The following is an 18,846-nucleotide window of genomic DNA, read 5'->3' on the forward strand; positions in this document are numbered from 1 at the left end:
ATATGGTGACGTTCGTAAATACTTCTCTATACATCGTTGTGGTTCGGGCAGCGCATCACCGCAACGGTGGGAATTTCCAAGCTGGGTGGGGCTTCCATGACCTATGCCTTTGAGGTTTGGGGTCATCCGCACGGCGAGCTGTCCGGCGGCCTGGCCGCCCTGGGGGCCGTGACGGTCGCCCATGTCCCGCCGGGGTCCGACAAAGCGCAACCCTGGCCTGCCGCCGTCGTGGATGCTGTTGCCTCTCAGCAGGCGGAGTAGCGGGCCCGCGCAAGCAGGGCGGATTGCGGCGCAAAAGAACCTCCGGCGATCCCAGAGGCTCAATCCGAACGGGCCTGCGTCACAGGAGGTTCCGGTCCCGAGGGTGGGGAGTCCCCGCCGTCGGAATTCCTCAGGCGGCCTTTATCGATCCTGGATGACGGCGATTCCCTGGATCTCGATCATGGCTTCCTTCTGCCACAGGCGGGTGACGCCGATTCCTGCCATTGCCGGATACTCCGCGCCTGCCATTTCGCGCCAGATCCGCCCGATTTTCTTGCCGTTGGCAATGTAGTCGTCCACATCGGTCAGGTAGATGGTGACGCTGACCAGATCTTCGGGTTGGCCGCCGGCTTCCGCCAGGGTGGCCAGGACGTTCGAGAACGCCTGCCTGAACTGTTCCGCGATGCCGCCGGGGACGATCTCCATGTCGCGATCGAGTGCGGGCTGGCCTCCGAGGTAAACCGCGTTTCCGGCGAAGATGCCGTGGGCGTAACCGGACGGCGCGGGCAATGTTTCGGGGTTGGCGGTCCTCTTGCTCATGGTGCTCCTCCTGAAAGTGAGTGGTGGTTCCTGCGGATGAAAAAGACCCTTGTTCGGATCGATTACGTCGTGCTACCTTGAGCATATGTGACGACCGTAAAAAACTCGACATATCAAAAATCTCAAGCAACCTGGCACGGACCGAAGGAAATCGGACGGATGAAACTTGCCACACTCCGCACCAGTGGGGGCGGTACGACGGCGGTCATTGGACTTGGCGCCAATGCGTTTCTGCCGTTGTCCTACCCGAACGTTGGTCGGTCGCGTGGATCCTAGGGCCCCAGTGCGCAATCACGAGCAGCGCACCTGCCGCCTGAGTGAGCAGAACGGACACATTATCAGCGGTGAGGTGGATCACCCTCGGGGACGGTAATTGCCATGTGGATCCTTTCAGTTAGTGGCTTTCCCGCGGCAACGGGGCGGGAGTTTTGAGGGGAGAGCTGCGGTTCACATCATGCGCGCAGAGCGCACGTCGTCGGTAAAAATTGGGACGGGGCAGGAAGCGAAGTGCGTTCCGGACGTATACGGGGCGCTTGTGCCGTCCGGCAGGGTGAGCTTTGCTGAGGTTCCTTCGGGCACGGTGAAACCGACGTGGAACTCCCCGTCCGCGATCTCCCAGGCGACTTCGATGCGGCCCTTGGGGGAGATGAAGTGGAGGCCGGCTGACGTGATGCCTCCGCCGGGGCGGGGTTCGATGTCGAAGCGTTCCCACGAGGCTGAGTCGGGGGCTTGTCGGAGGCCTACGAGGTATTCGTGAAGGAAGCGGATGACGGCTCCCTTGCTGTAGTGGTTGAGCGATTCGTGAGCGATACCATGCTCGTCGACGCCTTCCCAGTCTTCCCAGACGGTGGTGGCGCCGCGTTCGAGCATGCCGAGCCAGGACGGTGTTCCCCGGCGGAGCAGGAGGCGGTAGGCGAGGTCGGTGTGGCCGTTTTCTGCGAGGACGGGGAGCAGCAGTCCGCTGGAGAGGAATCCGGTGCCGAGCCTGTCGTCGGCGTCGTGGATGAGCTGGACCAGGCGTTCAGTGGCCGCTTGCCTGAGGGGTTCGGGGACGAGACCGAAGGCCAGGGCCCGGACGTAGGCGCCCTGCGTGTCCTCGCGGGTGTGCCCCTCGTCAGTGAGGAACTCGGTCTGCCACGCCGACCTGACACGTTCTGCGATCCTTCCGTACCGCTCGGCAGCCTCCGGACGGTCGAGGATTTGGGCGATGCGGCTGAGCGTCTCGGTGGTGCGGTACAGGAACGCGGTTCCGACTTCGCTCCTGTCGGCGCTCATGTACGCGTAGGGGTTCTCGGCCATGGGGTCGATGAGGGACCCGTCTGCCCGGCGGCGTTTGGGTTCGAGCCATTCGCCGTAGTGGAAGGGGGCATCCCAGATGTACTGCTCGTGGGGGAGCGGTGTTTCCGAGCGGGCTATACGGGACGGGTGGCGGGTCGTCTTGGCGAGGTGGAGCGTGTAGTCGACCCATCGGGTCATGGAGTCCCAGCTTTCAGCCAGAAGCTCCATGTCCCCGTACGCTTCGTAGATGGCCCGGGGGACGAGGACGGTGGCATCGCCCCATCCGGCGGATCCGCCCATGACCCTTGAGGGGTTGTCGGGATGGTGCCTGATCCGAGCGGAATCGGGGGAGAAGGCTGCGGGGAGCCCGTCCTCGCACTGGTCGTCGCGCACGGACTGGAGCCATTTGCGGGAGAAGCCGTGGACGTCGTAGAGCATGGCGGCGGTAGGGGCGAAGACCTGGTAGTCGCCGGTCCATCCTGAGCGTTCGCGGGTGGGGCAGTCGGTCGGGACGTCCACGATGTTGCCGCGGAAACTCCAGAGCGAGGCTTCGTGCAAACGCTCGAGGTCCGGGTCGCTGCAGGTGAACCACCCGCGGCGGTCGAGGTCCGAATGGACGACGATGACCGTGAAGTCATCGATGGAAAGCTCGCGGCCGGGGTGCGAGATCCGAACGTAACGGAAGCCGTGGACTGTGTGCCTTGGTTCGAAGATGCCGGGGCTGTTCCGGGCGATGACGCGGTCGGTCTGGTGGAATCCGAGAATCCCGCCTTGTGGTGTTTTCATGTCCAGGTGGGCGGTCGTCAGGTCACCGCCGGCGTCGAGGTGCTCGCCGAATTCGAGCACCGTCTCCGTTCCTGCGGGCCCCAAGTTGGTGAGCCTGACCCAGCCGGAGAGGTTTTGGCCGGTGTCGAGGATCGAGACCCCGTCCCGGAGCCGGGTCAGGGCCGCTGGCTTGCGTTCTTCGATGCGTCGCACGGGCGGGGCCGGCGACTGGGAAGGGATAGGTGGCGTGACGACGCCGACCCGGACCGGGGCGGGATCCGCGCGGTCCGGGTCGATGCGGAAGTCCGTCGTCTGCCCGGTCATGAGGTCTGCCCGCACGATCGGGCTGGGCAGCGTGGTCCAGTCGCCGTCCGTCGTCAGGGTCATTGACGTGCCGGAGCCGAGGTCGATTTCGAGCTGGGCGAGGGCGGCGGTGGTGTTGCCCCAGACGTTCCGTCGCTGGGCCCCGCTGTTCCTGCCGCGGAACCACCCGTCGGAGAGGACGATGTCGATCCGGTTGCTACCGGGCGTGAGAAGGTCCGCGACGTCATACTGCTGGGCGTACAGGGTTTCGTCGTAGCTGCTCGAACCGGGTGCCAGCTCGATGTCTCCCGCCCGGGTTCCGTTGAGGAAGACTTCGTAGACGCCAAGTGCGGTGGCGTAGAGCGTCGCTGCGGCGGGACGGGAGGGGAGGTCAAATGACCTGCGGAGGACGTATGCTCCGCGCTCGTCCTGGGCGGCGGCTTCCTCGGACTCTGTCGGTGAAATCCAGGTGGCCGTCCATTTGACGGGCTCTGTGACAGCCGGGGTCGGGGCCAGATCGGGCAGGGATTTGAGCATGTTGCCCATGGATGTGTGAACTTTCTGGTTGGTTGGTGTGTTTGGTTGGGCGCCGGTCAGCGCACGGACTTGACCTTCAGGAGGATGATGAAGCTGCCGAGGATGGCCAGGGCGGCACCGGTGAGGTAGAGGGCGGTGTAGTTCTTCTCGGCCCCCGCGGCCCCCAGGACGATGATGAAGGGTGCCAGGAGGGGTGCTATTGCGCTGGGGATCCTTTGGGCGAATCCGACGACGGCCATGTAGCGTCCGGCCTGTGCCCGGTCGGGCAGGACGGCGAAGATGATGGCTCCGTCCACCGCGCTGAAAAGGGCGATCGCGCACTGCATGATGAGTGCCCCGATGAGCAGGCTGATGAAGGAGTGGGCGTAGGCCTCGGTGATGCCGCCGGCGAGGAAGAGCAGGCCGCCGAGGAAGGTGAAAAGCTTGCGCCGCCGGAGTCGGTCCGAGAGGAAGCCGCCGGTGAGGGCGCCTGCGCTGGCTGCCACGATGCCGAGCATACCGATCAGGGCGACGGTTCCTGCTACTTCCTTGATGGGAAGCCCCAGGCGCTGGGCATAGAAGAAGCTGCCGAACGTGGTGTTGAAATACAGGCCCATGAAGAAGATGAAGCGGCCCAGCCAGTTCCAGCCGAAGTCCGGGTACTTTCGGGGGCTGAACGTGTAGCTGGCCAGGAGGGCCTTGACGGTGACGGTGCTGTTGTGGACGAGGCCCACGGAGCTGCCTTCGCGCTTGACGAGGGGAAAGAGCAGGACCAGCGCGAGGCCGACCATGCCGGGGACCACGAAGACTAGGAACGTGCTGGATGAGACCGAGTAGGCGATGCCGATGCCCAGCACGGGGGCGATCTGGGCGGAGAGGCCGCTGAGTGCGGAAATCTTGCCTCGCTGCTCCTCCGGAATGCGGTCGGCCTGCAGGTTCACGATGGCCTGTCCAGCCGCTGCCCAGCCAAAGAGCGCGAAGACCCAGCCGAGGCCCACGAGAAGGACGGTGGGGGCCAGGGCGACCCCGATGAGTCCAAGGATTCCAAGGAGCGCGCCACCGAGCATGAACGGGGAACGGCGGCCGAACCGCGAACGGAAACGGTCGCTCCAGACTCCGACCAGCGGGCTGGCGGCGATGGAGATGAACTGTGCCGTGCCGGCGACGTAGCCGAGAACCTCTTCGTGGCCCGGGGCGAGCTGGGAGATGCGGACCGCGAGTGAGTACGACATAGGGACGATGAACGCCATCGAGACCCCGAAATTGGCTAGCGACATGAGCGCGAGGTAGCTGACGCTTGCCCTCTTCAGCGGTGGTGCCTCTACGTCGGGGACTCCGGCCGGGGGCGCTTCCTGGGAACCTTCGGCCGTGAGGACCGCGGATTCTGCCTCTTTCGGTGGTAGGTCTCCGTAGGTGGGCTTGACCATGATGACTCCTTTGTCTGGGTGCGATGTGCTCGACTTTTTGGTGCGGCGGGGATTGGTGACTGGCGGGGTGGGGCGGCAGGGTTGCCACCGCCCCCAACGGTGGGTTGCGGCTGCTAGGGGCGCTGGGCGCCTGCGGGCGTGGACAGTGCCGGTTCCTGGGTGAAACCGGGTGCTGCGGTCTCCTGCTGCCCGTCCAGTGCCGTGATTGAGCCTGGTTTGCGGCCGTGGAGTCCCTGCCATCGCTGGCGGAGGGCGAACGCGGCGGTCTTGGGCCTGCGGTCCCGGGTGAAGACGCCCTTCTTGTTGCCGTCCACGCGGTGGATCGCGGGGCCGGTGCCGAAGTCGGCGAAGTTCCAGACGTGTTCTCCGACAAATGACGGGATCCGGTCAAAGACGCGGTGGTTCATGGCGAGGAAGCCTGCTTGGAATTCCTCCGTCCACGGGGTGTCGAGGACGGAGTGGAGGCCGACGATGGTGTCGGCACCGTATTCGCTCATCATGATGGGCTTGCCGTACTTGGCGGCCCAGCCGCGCAGATCGGCCTCGAGGAGCTGCTCGGCGGTCTCAAGGTCACCGGTCGCGACGTACCAGCCGTAGTAGCGGTTGAGCGAGATGACATCGACGAGGTCCGCGAGGCGGTCGTTCTCGCACGTCGCGAAGATGACCGCCGTCGTCGTCACGGGACGGGTGGGGTCGAGCTCGCGGGTGAGCTCGATGAGCGGCTCGAAGTACTCCCGTGCCCCGTCCTCGTTGGAGGAGGGCTCGTTGGCGACGCACCACATGACGACGCTCGGGTGGTGCTTGTCCCGGTCGATGAGTTCCCGCAGGTGCTGGGCGTGTGCAGCCTGTGTCTGATCGTTGATCGTCTCCGGGGAGAAGGTGGGGCGCGGAGGCGCCCCCGTGAGGCCTGCCTCCACGGCGAGGTTGAGTCCGACGGCGGCGGTCTCGTCGATGACGACGATCCCGTGCCGGTCTGCGAACTCGATGACTTCTTCGGCGTAGGGGTAGTGGGAGGTGCGGAAGGAGTTCGCTCCCGTCCAGTCAAGGAGGCGGAAGTCGTGGACGAGGTAGGCGTTGTCGTGTCCTTTGCCCCGGACTGCGGAGTCCTCGTGCTTGCCGAAGCCGGTGAAGTAGAACGGCTCGCCGTTGATGAGGAACTGCTCGCCCTGGACGGCGACGGTGCGGATCCCGACCGGGAGTTCGTAGGCGTCGACGACGTGCCACCCGTCATGGATCTCGACCTCCAGGCGGTAGAGGTAGGCTGCGCTTGGCCTCCACAGCACGGCGTCATTGACCCGGAGGGTGCCGGAGTGTCCTTCGCCAGTGGCGACCGTGGCTCCTGTCTCGTCGATGAGCCGCACACTTGCGGGAGCCGGGTCGCTGGTAGCGAGGCGGTAGCTCACCAGCCCGGTGCCGCCGTCGACGACGTCCGTCGTTACCGTTACATCGGTGAGGTGGGATCGGGGCGTGCTGTAGAGCCAGACGGAGCGGGCAAGGCCGGCGTAATTGTAGAAGTCGTGGAAATACGTCTGCCGTTCCTGCCCATCGGCGCCGACGGTCAGCTTCCCGGGCGGGATGGTGACGTTGGTGAGCCGGTTGTCGACGGCAACCGTGAGACGGAATTCCGTCCCGGGGGCAACCAAGTCTGTCAGGTCCGCCTCGAAGGGCGTGTATCCGCCGACGTGCTCGGCAACCAGGGTTTCGTCGACGTAGACTGCGGCGGCGTGGGTTGCGGCGTCGAAACGGAGCGCAATGCGCTGATCCGACCAGCCGCGCGGTACACGGACGGTGCGTTGGTACCAGACCAGGCCGACATGGTCGCGGATCTTCTGCTCGGCGAACAGGTCGTTGTAGCTGGCCGGGACGGCCGCTTCCAAGCGGGTTTCGAGCCGTGCCTTCCACGGTTCCGGGCCGAGCGTGTCGTCGAGCGCGAACAGCCACAGGCCGTCCAGGTTGACGAGTTCGCGGGTGGCAGTTGCGAGGGGCTTCAACATCGAAGAGCTCCTTGAGGATTAGCGGACGACGGCGGTGAGCGCGCCGGCGCGGGCGACGGAGCCGAGCCAGGCGAGGCTCGGCTTGGGGGTGCGGACGAACGTCTGCCGGTCGACACTCACGAGTCCGAAGGTGGGCTCCCAGTGGCCCCACTCGTAGTTGTCCAGAAGGGTCCAGTGCAGATAGCCGCGGACGTCGATGCCGTCAGCGATGGCCTCGGACACGTGCTGGAGCGCCTCGCCGGTGTATGCGATGCGGCGTTCGTCGTCGACTGTGGCGATGCCGTTTTCAGTGATGAGTATCGGGATCCCGCCGGTGACTTCGGCGGTGTGCCGTATTGCGATGCCGATCGCGTCGGGTCGATACGCAGTACCGACCAGGGTGTTCTCAGGGCTGGCAGGGTGGGGTTCGATACCCTTTTCGTTGACCCGTTGGCTCGAGTACGACTGGACGCCCACGAAGTCATCGCCCGATGATCCGTGGAGGTAGAGATCCTCCCAGATATATTCGAGTTCCCGTTTCTTCTCCTCGGCTCCGGGGCGTGCGACGAATGCCCGGTTCGCGATCGTCCAGCCAACCTTGGCGTCCGTGCGGGCACGGACAATGTCGCGGGCGGCCCGGTGCGCCTCGACCAGGCGGGCGCCGATCTGCGGGTCCGGCGGGGAAAGCTGGGGCCGCGGGTCCTGATCGACCGTGGGGCTCTGCCAGTCCTGCTGCGTATCAGGTGCGGCCGTCATCATCCGACGCATGGTCGCCATCATGGCGAGCATGTTGGGCTCGTTCATCGTGACCACCCAGGGGACCCCGTCCAGGATCGTGGTTGCCTCGGTGACGTAGGAGGTGAACCGTTCGATCGCCCTCTCACCGAGCCACCCTCCCTCGTCGGCGAACCACTGCGGGGTGGTGAAGTGGTTCAAGGTCACGACCGGTGTGAGCCCGAGTCCGAGGGCGGTGTCGATCATCCGGCGGTAGTGGGCGAGCTCGGCACGGGAGAACCGGCCAGGCAGGGGCTCGATCCGGGCCCACTCGAGGCCGAAGCGGTAGGCGGTCAGGCCTGCGTCGGCGAGCAGTCTCATGTCCTCGGCGTAACGGTGGTAGCTGTCAATGGCGTCGCCGCTGGGTTCCATCCCGGGGACGGTCTGCTCCTGGAACCACCAGTCGCTGTTGATGTTGTTGCCCTCGATCTGGTGCGGCGCCGTGGAGGCGCCCCAGAGGAAGCCGTGTGGGAAGTTGTCCATGGTGGTGTCTCTCTCTGCGGCGAGGCCGCGGATTCGTGGTTCTGGATTCGTCGTTTTGGAAGATGTGGATCAGGCACGGCGGCGGGACCCCTGGTCCGCCCGCGATTTTCGGGCGGGCTGCAGCGGCGCCTGGAGGAGTGCCTCCAGGCCAAGGGGATTGAATCCTTTCAATTTTTGCGCAAGCTGAATGCCTGCTTAGGCGGCTGACCAGCCGCCGTCGCTGGGCAGGATGGCTCCATTGACGTTGAGCGAGTCATCGCTCAACAGCCACGTAATCGCTTCGGCGAGCCTCTCCGCCTCCGCGACGGGGGAGCCGATTGCCTGCATCAAAGGGAAGATCCGGCCGGCCGCGAATTCGCTGCGGATGCCCGCTTCGATTTTCTAGTCCTGACATCTGCTCCGGTGAGCGACGTCTTGACTTCGTCAAGTCGCCCGGCGACTACATCGGAGACGACGAGCCGGGCACCCTCTTCGGCGAGGCGGACCACGGTGGCTCGTCCGATGCCCGAGCCGGCCCCGGTGACGATGATGGTCTTTCCGGCGAACCGGTCTTCTGTTGTCATACTGGTTCCTTTGCGTCGTTGCGGTTGATCGCGGGTTCGAATCCCCGCGGTACGGGGAACGGGTGTGGGTAGTGGGTTGCTCAGATCGTGGCGATGAGCTCTTCGATCTTCTTCTTCGTGTCCATGGCGTCCTCGCCGGTCAGGGCACGGAAGGCTTGTCCAACTTCGTTGGCGAAGTCGAATGAGGGGTCCACGAGCCACTGCGACCGCAGCCCGCTCCAGAGCGCCATCATCTGCCGGGCTGTGCCCAACGGGTCGAGGCCAGGACGTGCGCGCCCTTCGCTCTGGCGTCGCTTGACGGCTGCAGCGAAGGCGAGGACGGCGTTCTCGTTGTGCTTCTTCATGTACTGGTGTGCAGGGTGCTCGGGGTTCGGGGCTTCCGCCTCGAGGGCGAGGAGGAGACGGACGGTGCTCTCCTCCTTGAGCACCAGGCGCGCCGTTCCTGCCGGGTCCCAGTCGCCGGAGACGAGCTCGGCCGCCACGGACTTGGCTGTCATGCGTGAGCCGATTTCCTCGTCGGCGCGCTCCATGGCTGCGACGAGGACGTGGTCGCGAGTCGGGAAGTGGTACATGAGCGCGGTCTCGCTCATGCCCGCCGTCGATGCCACCTCTGCGGTGGTCAAGGCCCTGTGCCCCTTCTCCCTGATGATGTCCAGGGCGGCCCGGGCGACAGCCGCGCGCCTCTCTGCGGTCTTGGCGTATCGCCCTCGTGTCTTGGTGGCCTGTTCCATGTGATCCACGTTACGTGAAATCTGAAGAGACTACAAGATATGTCATTTGAAAATCTGGTTTTAGTGACTCTCATGACTAGATGCCAGTTGAAAAGGTGCATCTCTTCCATTTTAGTGCACCGGATCTGTCGGACGTACGGAGACGGCGTCGTCGCCAACACTCCGTGTGGATCACGGCATGTGCAGCAAGAGCTTCCTGATTCATCCGACCGAGTTTCACGTAAGGCCCTCCAGGTCTCGCTTTGGCGGCCATAGGTGCTGTCCTCAAACTCCCGGGTGGCATTCGCGGATCACGACGCGTTTGGTTTAGCAAGGAAGTGGGTGGGTCGGATGTCGCTACCCGCTGGCACCATCGCAGTCCCGAGTGTGGGAGGAGTGTGCCTGGCGGACGAAAGGTTGCCGCCCGTCGTCGCCACGCGCTTTCCTGGCGAAAGTGTTGATGGCTGGCCACAATCGGTAGCCAAAAATGATCTCCGATTTCGTTTGAGTCACACAGAGTTCGGATGAACTCTCCTTCGGGCGGCCCTGGTACTCCAGCGCCACGGCCGCGCCCGCGAAATCAGCGAGGGTCTGGATTTCGTGATGAGACATGACGCGGAGCTGCTTAAACGCCTTGAGGATGCATGAGTTCGTACCTCGAAATCGAGGATGCGCTGCAGGTGATCGTCCGCTACGGATTTCGGAGCCGAGCCTTCGTCCATGCAGTGACCTCACGGTCGGGGGTCCTTTCATGTACCAACGCATAGACTGTGGCGCTGGCGCTCGTTAGGCTGCACGCACGCCAGAGGATCGATTTTCCGACGACACAGGCTCACGCGCCTCGGAAAAGGATGCTCCGAGAAGGAGGCGGCCGCTGTTTGCCCTTCTGGGTTTTGCTTGGCTCGCCCTCGGTATCGCATGGCTGATCGTCGCCCTGACTGACCACCAAGAGAGCGGAGACACCGGCAACGGGCATGGGTCCAGGGGTTAACTAGCAGCTTGTTGGGCGATGGTGTGAGCGAGGCGGTAGGAGTGGGTGCCGGTTTCGACGACGGCGCCATTGAAGGTCAACCGGTCAACGATGGCGGCGCAGAGGCGCGGGTCCGTGAATGTTTTAGTCCAGCCGGGGGAGGATTCGTTGGACGTGATGGCGATGGAGTTCTTCTCTTCTCTTTCGGTGAGGACCTGGAAGAGTAGGTCGACGCGGCCGTAGCGGGCGATGGTTTTGGCGAGAACCTTCTCATCGGCGGCTTCCTCGAGTTCGTACACGAGCCTGGTCGCCAGGGTGTATTTGACCCGGTAACCCTTTTCTGCCGCGGCGGTGCCGAGCCCGATGAGCAGGTGGATTTCCCGGTTCCGGATTCTCCGATCAGGCACAGGGGCGATCCTTTGCGGATTCACTACCCGGTCGCCAGAGTGTGGATGGTGGTCGCTTTGATGTTCGGGTTCGCCTCGAAATCCTTGAGCCACTTGTCCCGCGGGAAGCCTGCCGCTTTGACCCGGCGGATCGAGGAGCGCCGGTCCTGATCGTCGCACTCGGCCAGCAGCAGCTCGGCCAGAAAGCCCTGGTAGGAGAGCTGTTCCTTCCCCGCGACCGTGATCGCTTCATCGAGGACCGCACCGGACGGTGGGCAGGCGCAGTCGGGGGCAGGCCTGGTCCACGGCTGCGACGGGAATCGAAAGACAGCAGGAACGGGCGGAACGTCACCGAAGGCGCGGGCCGGCATTTACCGAAGGCTCTATTCCGAGGACCAGGCATGTTGCGGCTATTCGCCGGGAGCTGACGGGCGCACCATTGTCAGTTTCAGAAGTCGTCTGCACAAACCGTCGTTTTGTCTGAAGTCGCGTGCACCAACCGCACAATTAGGGGTCATGGGCACGCCGTTAGGGTTCCCGTCGCGGAATCCCCAGCGATGCGGACTTACCTCTGGTGTTGCGTGCTTGAATGAGGGCATGGTGGATCGCAGCGTATTGGTCTCCGGCGGCGGCATTGCCGGCTCGACTGCCGCGTACTGGCTGGCGAAGGCCGGTTGGTCGGTCACCATTGTGGAACGAGCGGCCGGCGCGCGATCTAGCGGCAACCCTATCGACGTACGCGGAGGAGCGGTCGCTGTTGCGCGGCTAATGGGCATCTGGTCGCGCCTGGAGGAGGCTGCCACCGGTGTGGAACGCTTGGCTTTTGTCGACGCCGACGGACGGCCACAGGCCACGATCCGGACGCGCCGGCGTGTCGACCGCCACGAGGAGGTCGAGGTCGCACGGGATGAACTCGTCGGCCTGTTGCTCGAGAAGGCCCAGGAGACAAGCCTCATCATCCGGGACGACTCGATCACCGCCTTGCACCAGGACGGCGGCGGAATCGACGTCGAGTTTCAGCGGACCCCTCCCCGTCGCTTCGACCTGGTCGTCGGATCCGACGGACTCCACTCCACCGTTCGGCGCTTGGCATTCGGCCCCGAAGAACGTTTTTCCCGCCCATTCGGCATGTTCGTGGGCACCGTGCGCGCCGCTGCACCGATCCAAGATCCGCGCACCGTGCTGTTGTACAACGAACCGGGAACCTCCTTGACCATCCATCCGGCGGGTGGGAAGCCCGGGTTCGCATTCATCTTCCGGGGACGACACGATTTAGACCACCGCGACGCGGACCAAGGCAGACGCCTCGTCGAGTCCACCTACGCCGGCGGCGGCTGGCTCACCCCGCTCGCGCTCGAGGAATGGGGCGCGTCCGACGAAAGGTACTTCGACGCCGTCACCCGCATCGACGTACCTCAGTGGGCTGCCGGCCGCGTGGTGCTGCTCGGTGACGCGGCGAGTTGCATCTCGTTGTTCGGTGAAGGATCCAGCAGCGCGATCGTTGGAGCCAAAACCCTCGCCGACGCGATTGCTGCCCACCCGGATGACCACACCACCGCTTTCGCCGGCTATGAACACAGGCACCGCAAGCACGTCCGACCGCTACAACGCGGCGCCGGAATCGCATCGCGCCTCCTCGTACCCAAGACCCGATCGGGCATCACGATGCGCAATGCGGTGTTGAACGGGCTGCCCTTTCGGAACGAGCGACGAACCCCAGATTCGCTGCGATAAGTGGCGGAGTTAGGGCTGGCATCCCAAAGCACCGAGCATCACTTTGCCCACGAGGGTCACGTGGAAGACGCCATCGGGCACAAGCGCCTTTTGCAGGGCCCCATACGCTTCCGGGTGCAACTGCACCAGCGGTCGGGTCACAAAGATCACGACGGCGACCGGTAGGTACAGCGTTGCCGACACCCCGGTTGCGGCTGCTGTCCCTTGGATGCCTTGGATGCGTTGCCCGACGCTCGGTTCAGGAGGATGTAGAAAGCCCAACTGCAGGCGGCGATGAGTCCGAGAGAGGTTCATGGCTCCAAACACCACGGCAAGGGGCAACACATGCCACCATTTCCGCCAACTGAGTTCGCTTAGCCGAGGACGAACGATGGGCAGCAGCACCGCGGCGGCAACGAGTTGGCGGACCGCAACAACCCCCCCAGGGGTCCAATAATGGGGAATGCGAGGGAACCGGTCGCGGCACCGAGCTGGTTGGACAGCGAACTGGCCACAAGCGTTGCTGTGCTTCTTTCGCTCATGATGGAATTCTGCGCCCGCAGCACGCGCCCTCTAAATGCGCGGACCGCACTATTTATACGATGAATGCATGAATATGATCGGGCCATGGGCGTGGAGTTACGGCAGTTGCGCTGCCTGATGGCGGTAGCCGAGGAACGCAGCTTCGCCAACGCTCCGGATGTCCCAGGCGGCTGTGCCCCGCAACATCGCCGCACTGGAGCACACGCTCGGCGCGAGGCTCGTTGACCGCACCACTCGGAGCGTGGCCCTGACCCCCGGCGGTGAGCGGCTGCTGGCCTCGCCAGCGACGGTGGACGGCCGCCTTCGCGGACACGGGACTTCAGCTCATCCACTCCAACAGCCCGACGGCGGGACTCACCGACGGGACCACCGACCTCGCCATCCTTCGGCGCCCGCCGGAAGCGGCCGCCGTCGAGCACGTCCGCATTGGTGCGGAAAAGCACTACTGCGTCATGTCCTCGGAGGATCCCCAGGCGGTCGGTGACGCTCGCGCAGATTGCCCAGCGGCCGGTGGCGATGGATCTCCGTACGGGCAGTACCACCCTTGACCTCTGGCCCGAGCGCGCACGCCCGCAGGAGGTGATCGCCATTCACGACGTCGAGGACTGGCTGACGCTGATCGTCAGCGGTGCGGCGCGGGGCATCACGGCCGAGTCGACGGTGCACCAGTATCGACGGCGGGGTCTCGTCTACCGTCCGGTGCGTGATGCCCCGCCCGTCCCCGTCTATGCGGCATGGTCGAAGAAGCATCCGCCACGGGAGCGCGAACGCATTGTTGAGTTGCCGGCGGGGCTATATCGCTGACTCGCGAAGGTAAAGGGCCCTACCCATTACCGCACCCGGCTGGTGGGCCACAGTCGCTCGGTTCACGAAAGGCGCAACTGTCTCCGCCACGCTTCAGGACCAGTGAGCCATCGATTGGGGAGCTCGGTCTGGTCCAGTTCCGCAACGAAATTGGCATCAACACGTGGCTGAAAAGACTCAACATCTCCATGCCGAAGGAGGGCGTGTTGGCGATTGCTCCGACGACCCGGCCGCTCCCGACTCGGTGGGCGATGAAAGGTGCCGCTTCGGCTCATCCGCTTGTCGTGTCAACGCGGGGGGAGCGATGAATCCGGACAGCCCGACAATGTAGAGAGTTTTTGCAAGCGCTTGCGAACTTTCCGACTGGGCGTCTAGGGTTCACCTTGTGGTTATTAGTGTTGAATCAGTTGCGGAACGCGCCGGCGTGTCCGTTTCGACTGTGTCCAGGGCCTTGCGTTCCGTGCCGGGTGTTTCATCAAAAACCCGCAAGCGCGTGCAGGAAGCGGCGGAGGAGTTGGGCTATTCGGCGTCCCCGGCCGCGTCGCGCCTTGCGACCGGCCGGACAATGACCGTGGCCATCGTTGTGCCGGTGCTGGCCAAGTGGTTCTTTGGCAAGACCATTGGTGCGGCCACACAGGAGCTCCGGGACGCCGGTTATGACGTTCTCCTGTACGAACTCGCCACTCCCGAGCAGCGTGAGAGATTTTTCGGATCCCCGCGCCTGCACGGCCGCTCGGACGGCGTCATCATCATGGCGCTGCAGCCCGGCAAGAAAGAACTGGAATCGCTCGCTTCCCAAGGACAAGCGGTGGCCTTGCTCGGTGCTGAAGGGCCCGGTATCGGATCCGTGTCCGTGGACAACGTCGGGGCGGGGCGGGACGCCGTGAGGCATCTGCTGAACCTCGGCCACGAGCGGGTAGCGTTCATCGGCATCCGCGATGAGGAAAACAGCAATCTGGGCGGGGTGCCGCCCCGGCAACGGCTCATCGGTTACCGGGAGGCATTGGTAGAGGCGGGGCTGGCTCGGGAGGACATCCTTGAACAGTTCGATGAGAACAGTGTCGCCGGCGGAGCAGCGGCCATGTCCCGGCTGTTGGTTGCGGCCCGCGCCCCGACCGCGGCTTTCGTCGCCTCTGACGAGATGGCCTTCGGTGCGCTTATGGTCCTGCGTCGGGCGGGTCTGGAGGTCCCTCGGGATTTCTCTGTGCTTGGTTTCGACAATCACGAACTCTGCGAGGTCGTGGGCCTGACAACCATGGACCACGACGTGGCCGGACAAGGCCAGGAGGCTGCCCGGTTCCTCCTGGACGCCATGAACGGCGGACAACCCAAGGCCCTCAGCCGGCCTGCGCGGCTTGTGGTCCGCGAGAGCACTGCACCTCCGCGGAGCCTGCGCAAGAATTCCACCGCTCCGCCGGATCTTCCGGCAACCTTCTGAAAGGAACTTCCATGCAATACCGCAAACTCGGCAACAGCGGCATGTACGTCAGCGCAATCGCGCTGGGGAACTGGGCAACCCATGGCGAAACCGTGGACCAGGACGTCGCCACGGCATGCGTACTCAAGGCCTTGGACCTGGGCATCACCACTTTCGACACGGCTGATGCCTATGCCAACACCAAGGCCGAAACCATGCTCGGCGAGGCCCTGACGGGTGTGCGCCGTGAAGGTATCGAGATCATGACCAAGGCGTTCTTCCCGACGGGCACGGGAAAGAACGACCGGGGCCTGTCCCGCAAGCACGTCATGGAGTCCATCAACGGTTCGCTGCGCCGCCTCCAGACCGACTACGTGGACGTCTACCAGGCGCACCGTTACGACTACGAGACCCCGCTGACCGAAACCATGGGTGCCTTCGCGGACATCGTCCATGCCGGAAAGGCCCATTACATCGGCGTCTCCGAGTGGACCGTGGAGGAAATCCGGGCCGGGGCAGCGCTGGCGTCCGAGCTGGGCATCCAGTTGGTGTCCAGCCAGCCTCAGTACAACATGCTGTGGCGGGTCATCGAGGCAGAGGTGGTTCCCGCCTGCGCGGAACTAGGGATCACCCAGGTGTGCTGGTCACCTTTGGCCCAAGGCGTACTGACGGGAAAGTACGACGGCGGCCGTTCCGTTCCGTCAGCGTCGCGCTTCACTTCCGAGGACGGCGCGCTGAAGACCGAGCACAAGTTCATGCAGACGCAAGTGCTGGAACGGGTGGAGAAACTCAAGCCGATAGCCGAAGACCTCGGCGTGCCGCTGGCCACGCTGGCCGTGGCCTGGGTCCTTGCCAACCCCAACGTTTCCGCCGCAATTGTGGGCGCGAGCCGGCCCGAGCAGCTCGATGACACCGTCAAAGCCGCCGAGCTGGTCCTGGACCGGGAGACTCTCGACCGGATCGACGGCGCGCTGGGCGACGTCATTGAGCGGGATCCCGCCAAAGTCGAATCCTTCCCGGAACGCGTGTAGCGGCGGCCTGCATGGGCCGGGACCTGGTCCTGACGACTCGTGAACGGGAGGTTGTCCTCGATTCTCCACTTGATCGAGGGTGAAACGCGTTCATTGCGGCTTCGCCGGGTGCCCGTGTTGAGCGGGCACCCGGCTTTGTCGGCTTGGTGGGCGCTCTCAGATGTTGAGGACGTCCCGGACTGCGGCCGCCAGTTCGACGGAATTTGCCTGGTCGGAGTGGATACAGATGGTGTCCGCCCTGACTCTGACGGTTTCGCCCGTGACTGAAGCTATGGTGCCTTCCTCCAGGTACCTGTGGGTGCGTTGAACGGCTTGTGCTATCCAGGATACGTCTGCCGAGCGGTTGACGATGACGGTGCCGTCGGCGTTGTAGTCGAGATCGACATACAGTTCGCCGACAAAAGGGATTCCCCGGCGTGCCGCGGTTGTTTCGTGGCAGGTTCCCGGGAGTCCGTAGACCGGCACATTGAATTGCTCTGCGACGTCGCAGAGGGCATCCATGAGTTCCTCGCTTCTGGAGAGCATGGCGAACAGGGCACCGTGGGGTTTGATGTGGTTCAGGGGCACGCCTGCGGAGTCGAGAAATCCCCATAATGCGCCAACCTGGTATCGGACCAGGTCCCGGACCTCGTCTTTCCGCAAAACCATTTCGCGTCGTCCGAAGCCCACAGGATCCGGCAGGCCGGGGTGGGCGCCGACGCGGACACCGGCGGAGGCTGCCGCAGCGACGATGCGGTTCATCGTGCTCGGATCCCCTGCATGCATGCCGCAGGCGACGTTGATGGAGTCGACGAGGGGCAGCAGTGCTTCGTCGTTTCCGAAGGAATGGATCCCGTAGGACTCGCCCATGTCCGAGTTGAGTGTCAGCTGGGGAATCAAGGTCTTGCCTTTCACGCTTTCACCTGGGACAGGCTGGGTGCCCTACGTGCCGCCGTGGCCTTCTCGACCCCGTGTGCCAGTCCGAGCAGTTGCGGTTCAGAGTAGGGCAGCGCCATGATTTCCAGCCCGACGGGCAGTCCGCGGCTGGTGAATCCGGCGGGAACGGTGATGGCGGGGAACAATAGCTGGGAGGCGATGACGGTGTTGGTCGGGTAAGTCAGGCATGTCCAGCGGTCGGCGAAGATGTCCTCGTGGCTCGGGGCTGCGAGTTTGACGTCCGGGAAGCAGATGGCGTCAAGCTTTTGTTCGGCCATGATTCCTGCCACCAGCCGCTGGAAGTCGCCTTGGAGGGCAACCCTGTCCGGATACGTGGGGTCGTCTTTTGGCGTCGCCGGACCGGTCGCAATCCCGACGAACAGATCCAGCTTCTCGTGGAACTTGCCCTCCGCGTGAAGCTGCTCGATCGAGTCGATGCCGAGTTCGGGCCGTTTGGCGATGAAGGCGTTCATGTCCTGCCGCGACCGTGAGAAGTACACCGAAGTGTCGGCGACGTAGTCGTTCAGGTTCGGTACTTCCACATCGACCAGCTGGGCGCCAGCCGCTTCCACGGCGGCCAGGGCCTGGCGGATGACGTCGTTGACTTCCGCCGACTCTGCGTCCGAATCTGGGCCGAAGGCTTGGCGCAGGACACCGATGCGTTTGCCGGTGAGCCCGTTCTTGGTCACGGCTTCGGCGTAGGTACCGGAGTGGCGGGCAATGGCGTACGCCGCGGTGTAAGGGTCTTTCGGGTCGAAGCCGACAAGTGCATCCAAGACGACGGCGGCATCCGTGACGGTTCGGGTGATGGGCCCGGCCGTGTCCTGCGGCACGACGAGGGAGGACATCCCGGTCCGGCTGATCAGGCCCGGCGTTACGCGGAGTCCGACGACGTTGCAGAAGGAAGAAGGCAACCGGATGGAACCGCCGGTGTCTTCGCCGATGCCCACGAGGGCGAGGTTGGCGGCGACGGCGGCTGCGGAGCCGCTGCTGGATCCGCCCGGGTCGCGGGCAAGGTCGTAGGGGTTGCGGGTGATCCCGCTGCGTGAGGAAGTGGAGAACCAGGATGTGGCGAAGTCCGGCATGGTGGTCTTGGCGAGGATGATCGCGCCGGCTGCGCGCAGCTGGGCGATCGCGGTCGCGTCCTGGGCGGGTGTGTAGGCTCCGGTTGCGGCGCTGCCGAAGCTTGTGGGTATTCCGGCGGTTTCGATCTGGTCTTTGACTACGACGGGAACCCCGTGGAGCGGTCCGGAGAGCTTGCCGTTCGCGGCGAGGTAGGCGTCCTGCGCGTCGGCTTCGTCGAGGGCGGTGTCGGAGACGGTGACGATGGAGTTCAGTGCCGGCCCCTCGGCGTCGAGGGTGCGGATGCGTTCCAGGTAGGCCTCGACGAGTTCCCGTACGGTGAAGGTTCCTGCGAGGAGTGCATCGTGGACCTCGGCGATGGTCAGTTCTTCGATGGTTGTGATGGTCATGG

At 64.4% G+C, this 18,846-nt stretch carries 19 protein-coding genes and 2 pseudogenes; 7 read left to right on the plus strand and 14 right to left on the minus strand.

All coding sequences use genetic code 11. The features are described 5' to 3' along the window. Positions 1–96: 96 nt before the first annotated feature. Entirely contained in the window at positions 97–261 is a 165-nt protein-coding gene (locus tag QRN59_RS06220; RefSeq protein ID WP_284981634.1) for an acyl-CoA thioesterase family protein, read from the plus strand. 141 nt (positions 262–402) lie between these two features. Here QRN59_RS06220 and QRN59_RS06225 read toward each other — a convergent pair whose 3' ends face one another. The 10 genes and pseudogenes from QRN59_RS06225 to QRN59_RS06270 all read right to left on the minus strand — a co-directional run. Next, on the minus strand, positions 403–801 hold the full coding sequence (locus tag QRN59_RS06225; RefSeq protein WP_284981635.1) for a RidA family protein: 399 nt from the start codon (positions 799–801) through the stop codon (positions 403–405). Positions 802–1,248: 447 nt separating this feature from the next. Beyond that, positions 1,249–3,684 (minus strand): alpha-L-rhamnosidase, encoded by a 2,436-nt coding sequence (locus QRN59_RS06230; protein ID WP_284981636.1) that lies wholly within the window; start codon positions 3,682–3,684, stop codon positions 1,249–1,251. Positions 3,685–3,740: 56 nt separating this feature from the next. Beyond that, positions 3,741–5,090, minus strand: a complete 1,350-nt coding sequence (locus QRN59_RS06235) for an MFS transporter (protein WP_284981637.1) — start codon at positions 5,088–5,090, stop codon at positions 3,741–3,743. 113 nt (positions 5,091–5,203) lie between these two features. Continuing rightward, complete coding sequence (gene uidA / locus QRN59_RS06240; protein WP_284981638.1) at positions 5,204–7,084, minus strand: beta-glucuronidase; 1,881 nt, start codon at positions 7,082–7,084, stop codon at positions 5,204–5,206. A gap of 18 nt (positions 7,085–7,102) precedes the next feature. After that, a complete protein-coding gene (locus QRN59_RS06245) occupies positions 7,103–8,320 on the minus strand; it encodes a glycoside hydrolase family 1 protein (protein ID WP_284981639.1) in 1,218 nt (405 codons plus the stop codon). A gap of 195 nt (positions 8,321–8,515) precedes the next feature. Next, positions 8,516–8,647 (minus strand): hypothetical protein, encoded by a 132-nt coding sequence (locus QRN59_RS06250; RefSeq protein WP_284981640.1) that lies wholly within the window; start codon positions 8,645–8,647, stop codon positions 8,516–8,518. Then, positions 8,647–8,883, minus strand: coding sequence for an SDR family NAD(P)-dependent oxidoreductase (locus QRN59_RS06255; RefSeq protein ID WP_284981641.1), 237 nt, complete (start codon positions 8,881–8,883; stop codon positions 8,647–8,649). Before QRN59_RS06255 ends, QRN59_RS06250 begins: the two co-directional genes overlap by 1 nt. An 80-nt stretch (positions 8,884–8,963) precedes the next feature. Beyond that, positions 8,964–9,614, minus strand: a complete 651-nt coding sequence (locus QRN59_RS06260) for a TetR family transcriptional regulator (protein ID WP_284981642.1) — start codon at positions 9,612–9,614, stop codon at positions 8,964–8,966. 336 nt (positions 9,615–9,950) lie between these two features. Continuing rightward, positions 9,951–10,205, minus strand: coding sequence for a hypothetical protein (locus QRN59_RS06265; protein ID WP_284981643.1), 255 nt, complete (start codon positions 10,203–10,205; stop codon positions 9,951–9,953). Between the two features lie 375 nt (positions 10,206–10,580). After that, positions 10,581–11,267: pseudogene (locus tag QRN59_RS06270) on the minus strand (ATP-binding protein); the annotation flags it as partial. Between the two features lie 279 nt (positions 11,268–11,546). On the opposite strand from QRN59_RS06270, the gene QRN59_RS06275 reads away from it, so the two are divergent. Further along, on the plus strand, positions 11,547–12,683 hold the full coding sequence (locus QRN59_RS06275) for an FAD-dependent oxidoreductase (RefSeq protein WP_284981644.1): 1,137 nt from the start codon (positions 11,547–11,549) through the stop codon (positions 12,681–12,683). Positions 12,684–12,692: 9 nt separating this feature from the next. Here the strand turns inward: QRN59_RS06275 and QRN59_RS06280 are convergent, their stop codons facing one another. Together QRN59_RS06280 and QRN59_RS06285 are read right to left on the minus strand one after the other, a co-directional pair. After that, a complete protein-coding gene (locus QRN59_RS06280; protein ID WP_284981645.1) occupies positions 12,693–12,977 on the minus strand; it encodes a hypothetical protein in 285 nt (94 codons plus the stop codon). A gap of 59 nt (positions 12,978–13,036) precedes the next feature. Further along, positions 13,037–13,204 (minus strand): hypothetical protein, encoded by a 168-nt coding sequence (locus QRN59_RS06285; protein ID WP_284981646.1) that lies wholly within the window; start codon positions 13,202–13,204, stop codon positions 13,037–13,039. Positions 13,205–13,362: 158 nt separating this feature from the next. On the opposite strand from QRN59_RS06285, the pseudogene QRN59_RS06290 reads away from it, so the two are divergent. The 5 genes and pseudogenes from QRN59_RS06290 to QRN59_RS06310 form a co-directional block, all read left to right on the plus strand. Next, positions 13,363–13,410 (plus strand): annotated as a pseudogene (locus QRN59_RS06290) (hypothetical protein); the annotation flags it as partial. 55 nt (positions 13,411–13,465) lie between these two features. Next, complete coding sequence (locus tag QRN59_RS06295; protein ID WP_284981647.1) at positions 13,466–13,753, plus strand: LysR substrate-binding domain-containing protein; 288 nt, start codon at positions 13,466–13,468, stop codon at positions 13,751–13,753. Then, positions 13,635–14,009, plus strand: a complete 375-nt coding sequence (locus QRN59_RS06300; RefSeq protein ID WP_284981806.1) for a LysR substrate-binding domain-containing protein — start codon at positions 13,635–13,637, stop codon at positions 14,007–14,009. The genes QRN59_RS06295 and QRN59_RS06300 overlap by 119 nt, the downstream gene beginning before the upstream one ends. Before the next feature lie 385 nt (positions 14,010–14,394). Next, entirely contained in the window at positions 14,395–15,447 is a 1,053-nt protein-coding gene (locus tag QRN59_RS06305) for a LacI family DNA-binding transcriptional regulator (RefSeq protein ID WP_284981648.1), read from the plus strand. Positions 15,448–15,458: 11 nt separating this feature from the next. Then, on the plus strand, positions 15,459–16,457 hold the full coding sequence (locus tag QRN59_RS06310) for an aldo/keto reductase family protein (protein WP_284981649.1): 999 nt from the start codon (positions 15,459–15,461) through the stop codon (positions 16,455–16,457). A gap of 156 nt (positions 16,458–16,613) precedes the next feature. Here the strand turns inward: QRN59_RS06310 and QRN59_RS06315 are convergent, their stop codons facing one another. Continuing rightward, the gene (locus tag QRN59_RS06315; protein ID WP_284981650.1) at positions 16,614–17,351 is read right to left on the minus strand and encodes a 5-oxoprolinase subunit PxpA; all 738 of its coding nucleotides are present in this window, start codon (positions 17,349–17,351) and stop codon (positions 16,614–16,616) included. Beyond that, complete coding sequence (locus tag QRN59_RS06320; protein WP_284981651.1) at positions 17,348–18,844, minus strand: amidase; 1,497 nt, start codon at positions 18,842–18,844, stop codon at positions 17,348–17,350. The genes QRN59_RS06315 and QRN59_RS06320 overlap by 4 nt, the downstream gene beginning before the upstream one ends. Positions 18,845–18,846: the final 2 nt, after the last annotated feature.

The organism is Arthrobacter sp. efr-133-TYG-118 (genome assembly GCF_030209755.1).
Taxonomy (GTDB): domain Bacteria; phylum Actinomycetota; class Actinomycetes; order Actinomycetales; family Micrococcaceae; genus Arthrobacter.

Excerpts from the sequence above, each read along its gene's own strand:
- QRN59_RS06220 (WP_284981634.1), top strand. The coding sequence starts at position 97 with ATGACCTATGCCTTTGAGGTTTGGGGTCATCCGCACGGCGAGCTGTCC.
- QRN59_RS06225 (WP_284981635.1), bottom strand. The coding sequence starts at position 801 with ATGAGCAAGAGGACCGCCAACCCCGAAACATTGCCCGCGCCGTCCGGT.
- QRN59_RS06230 (WP_284981636.1), bottom strand. The coding sequence starts at position 3,684 with ATGCTCAAATCCCTGCCCGATCTGGCCCCGACCCCGGCTGTCACAGAG.
- QRN59_RS06235 (WP_284981637.1), bottom strand. The coding sequence starts at position 5,090 with ATGGTCAAGCCCACCTACGGAGACCTACCACCGAAAGAGGCAGAATCC.
- uidA (WP_284981638.1), bottom strand. The coding sequence starts at position 7,084 with ATGTTGAAGCCCCTCGCAACTGCCACCCGCGAACTCGTCAACCTGGAC.
- QRN59_RS06245 (WP_284981639.1), bottom strand. The coding sequence starts at position 8,320 with ATGGACAACTTCCCACACGGCTTCCTCTGGGGCGCCTCCACGGCGCCG.
- QRN59_RS06250 (WP_284981640.1), bottom strand. The coding sequence starts at position 8,647 with ATGCAGGCAATCGGCTCCCCCGTCGCGGAGGCGGAGAGGCTCGCCGAA.
- QRN59_RS06255 (WP_284981641.1), bottom strand. The coding sequence starts at position 8,883 with ATGACAACAGAAGACCGGTTCGCCGGAAAGACCATCATCGTCACCGGG.
- QRN59_RS06260 (WP_284981642.1), bottom strand. The coding sequence starts at position 9,614 with ATGGAACAGGCCACCAAGACACGAGGGCGATACGCCAAGACCGCAGAG.
- QRN59_RS06265 (WP_284981643.1), bottom strand. The coding sequence starts at position 10,205 with ATGTCTCATCACGAAATCCAGACCCTCGCTGATTTCGCGGGCGCGGCC.
- QRN59_RS06275 (WP_284981644.1), top strand. The coding sequence starts at position 11,547 with ATGGTGGATCGCAGCGTATTGGTCTCCGGCGGCGGCATTGCCGGCTCG.
- QRN59_RS06280 (WP_284981645.1), bottom strand. The coding sequence starts at position 12,977 with ATGAACCTCTCTCGGACTCATCGCCGCCTGCAGTTGGGCTTTCTACAT.
- QRN59_RS06285 (WP_284981646.1), bottom strand. The coding sequence starts at position 13,204 with ATGAGCGAAAGAAGCACAGCAACGCTTGTGGCCAGTTCGCTGTCCAAC.
- QRN59_RS06310 (WP_284981649.1), top strand. The coding sequence starts at position 15,459 with ATGCAATACCGCAAACTCGGCAACAGCGGCATGTACGTCAGCGCAATC.
- QRN59_RS06320 (WP_284981651.1), bottom strand. The coding sequence starts at position 18,844 with ATGACCATCACAACCATCGAAGAACTGACCATCGCCGAGGTCCACGAT.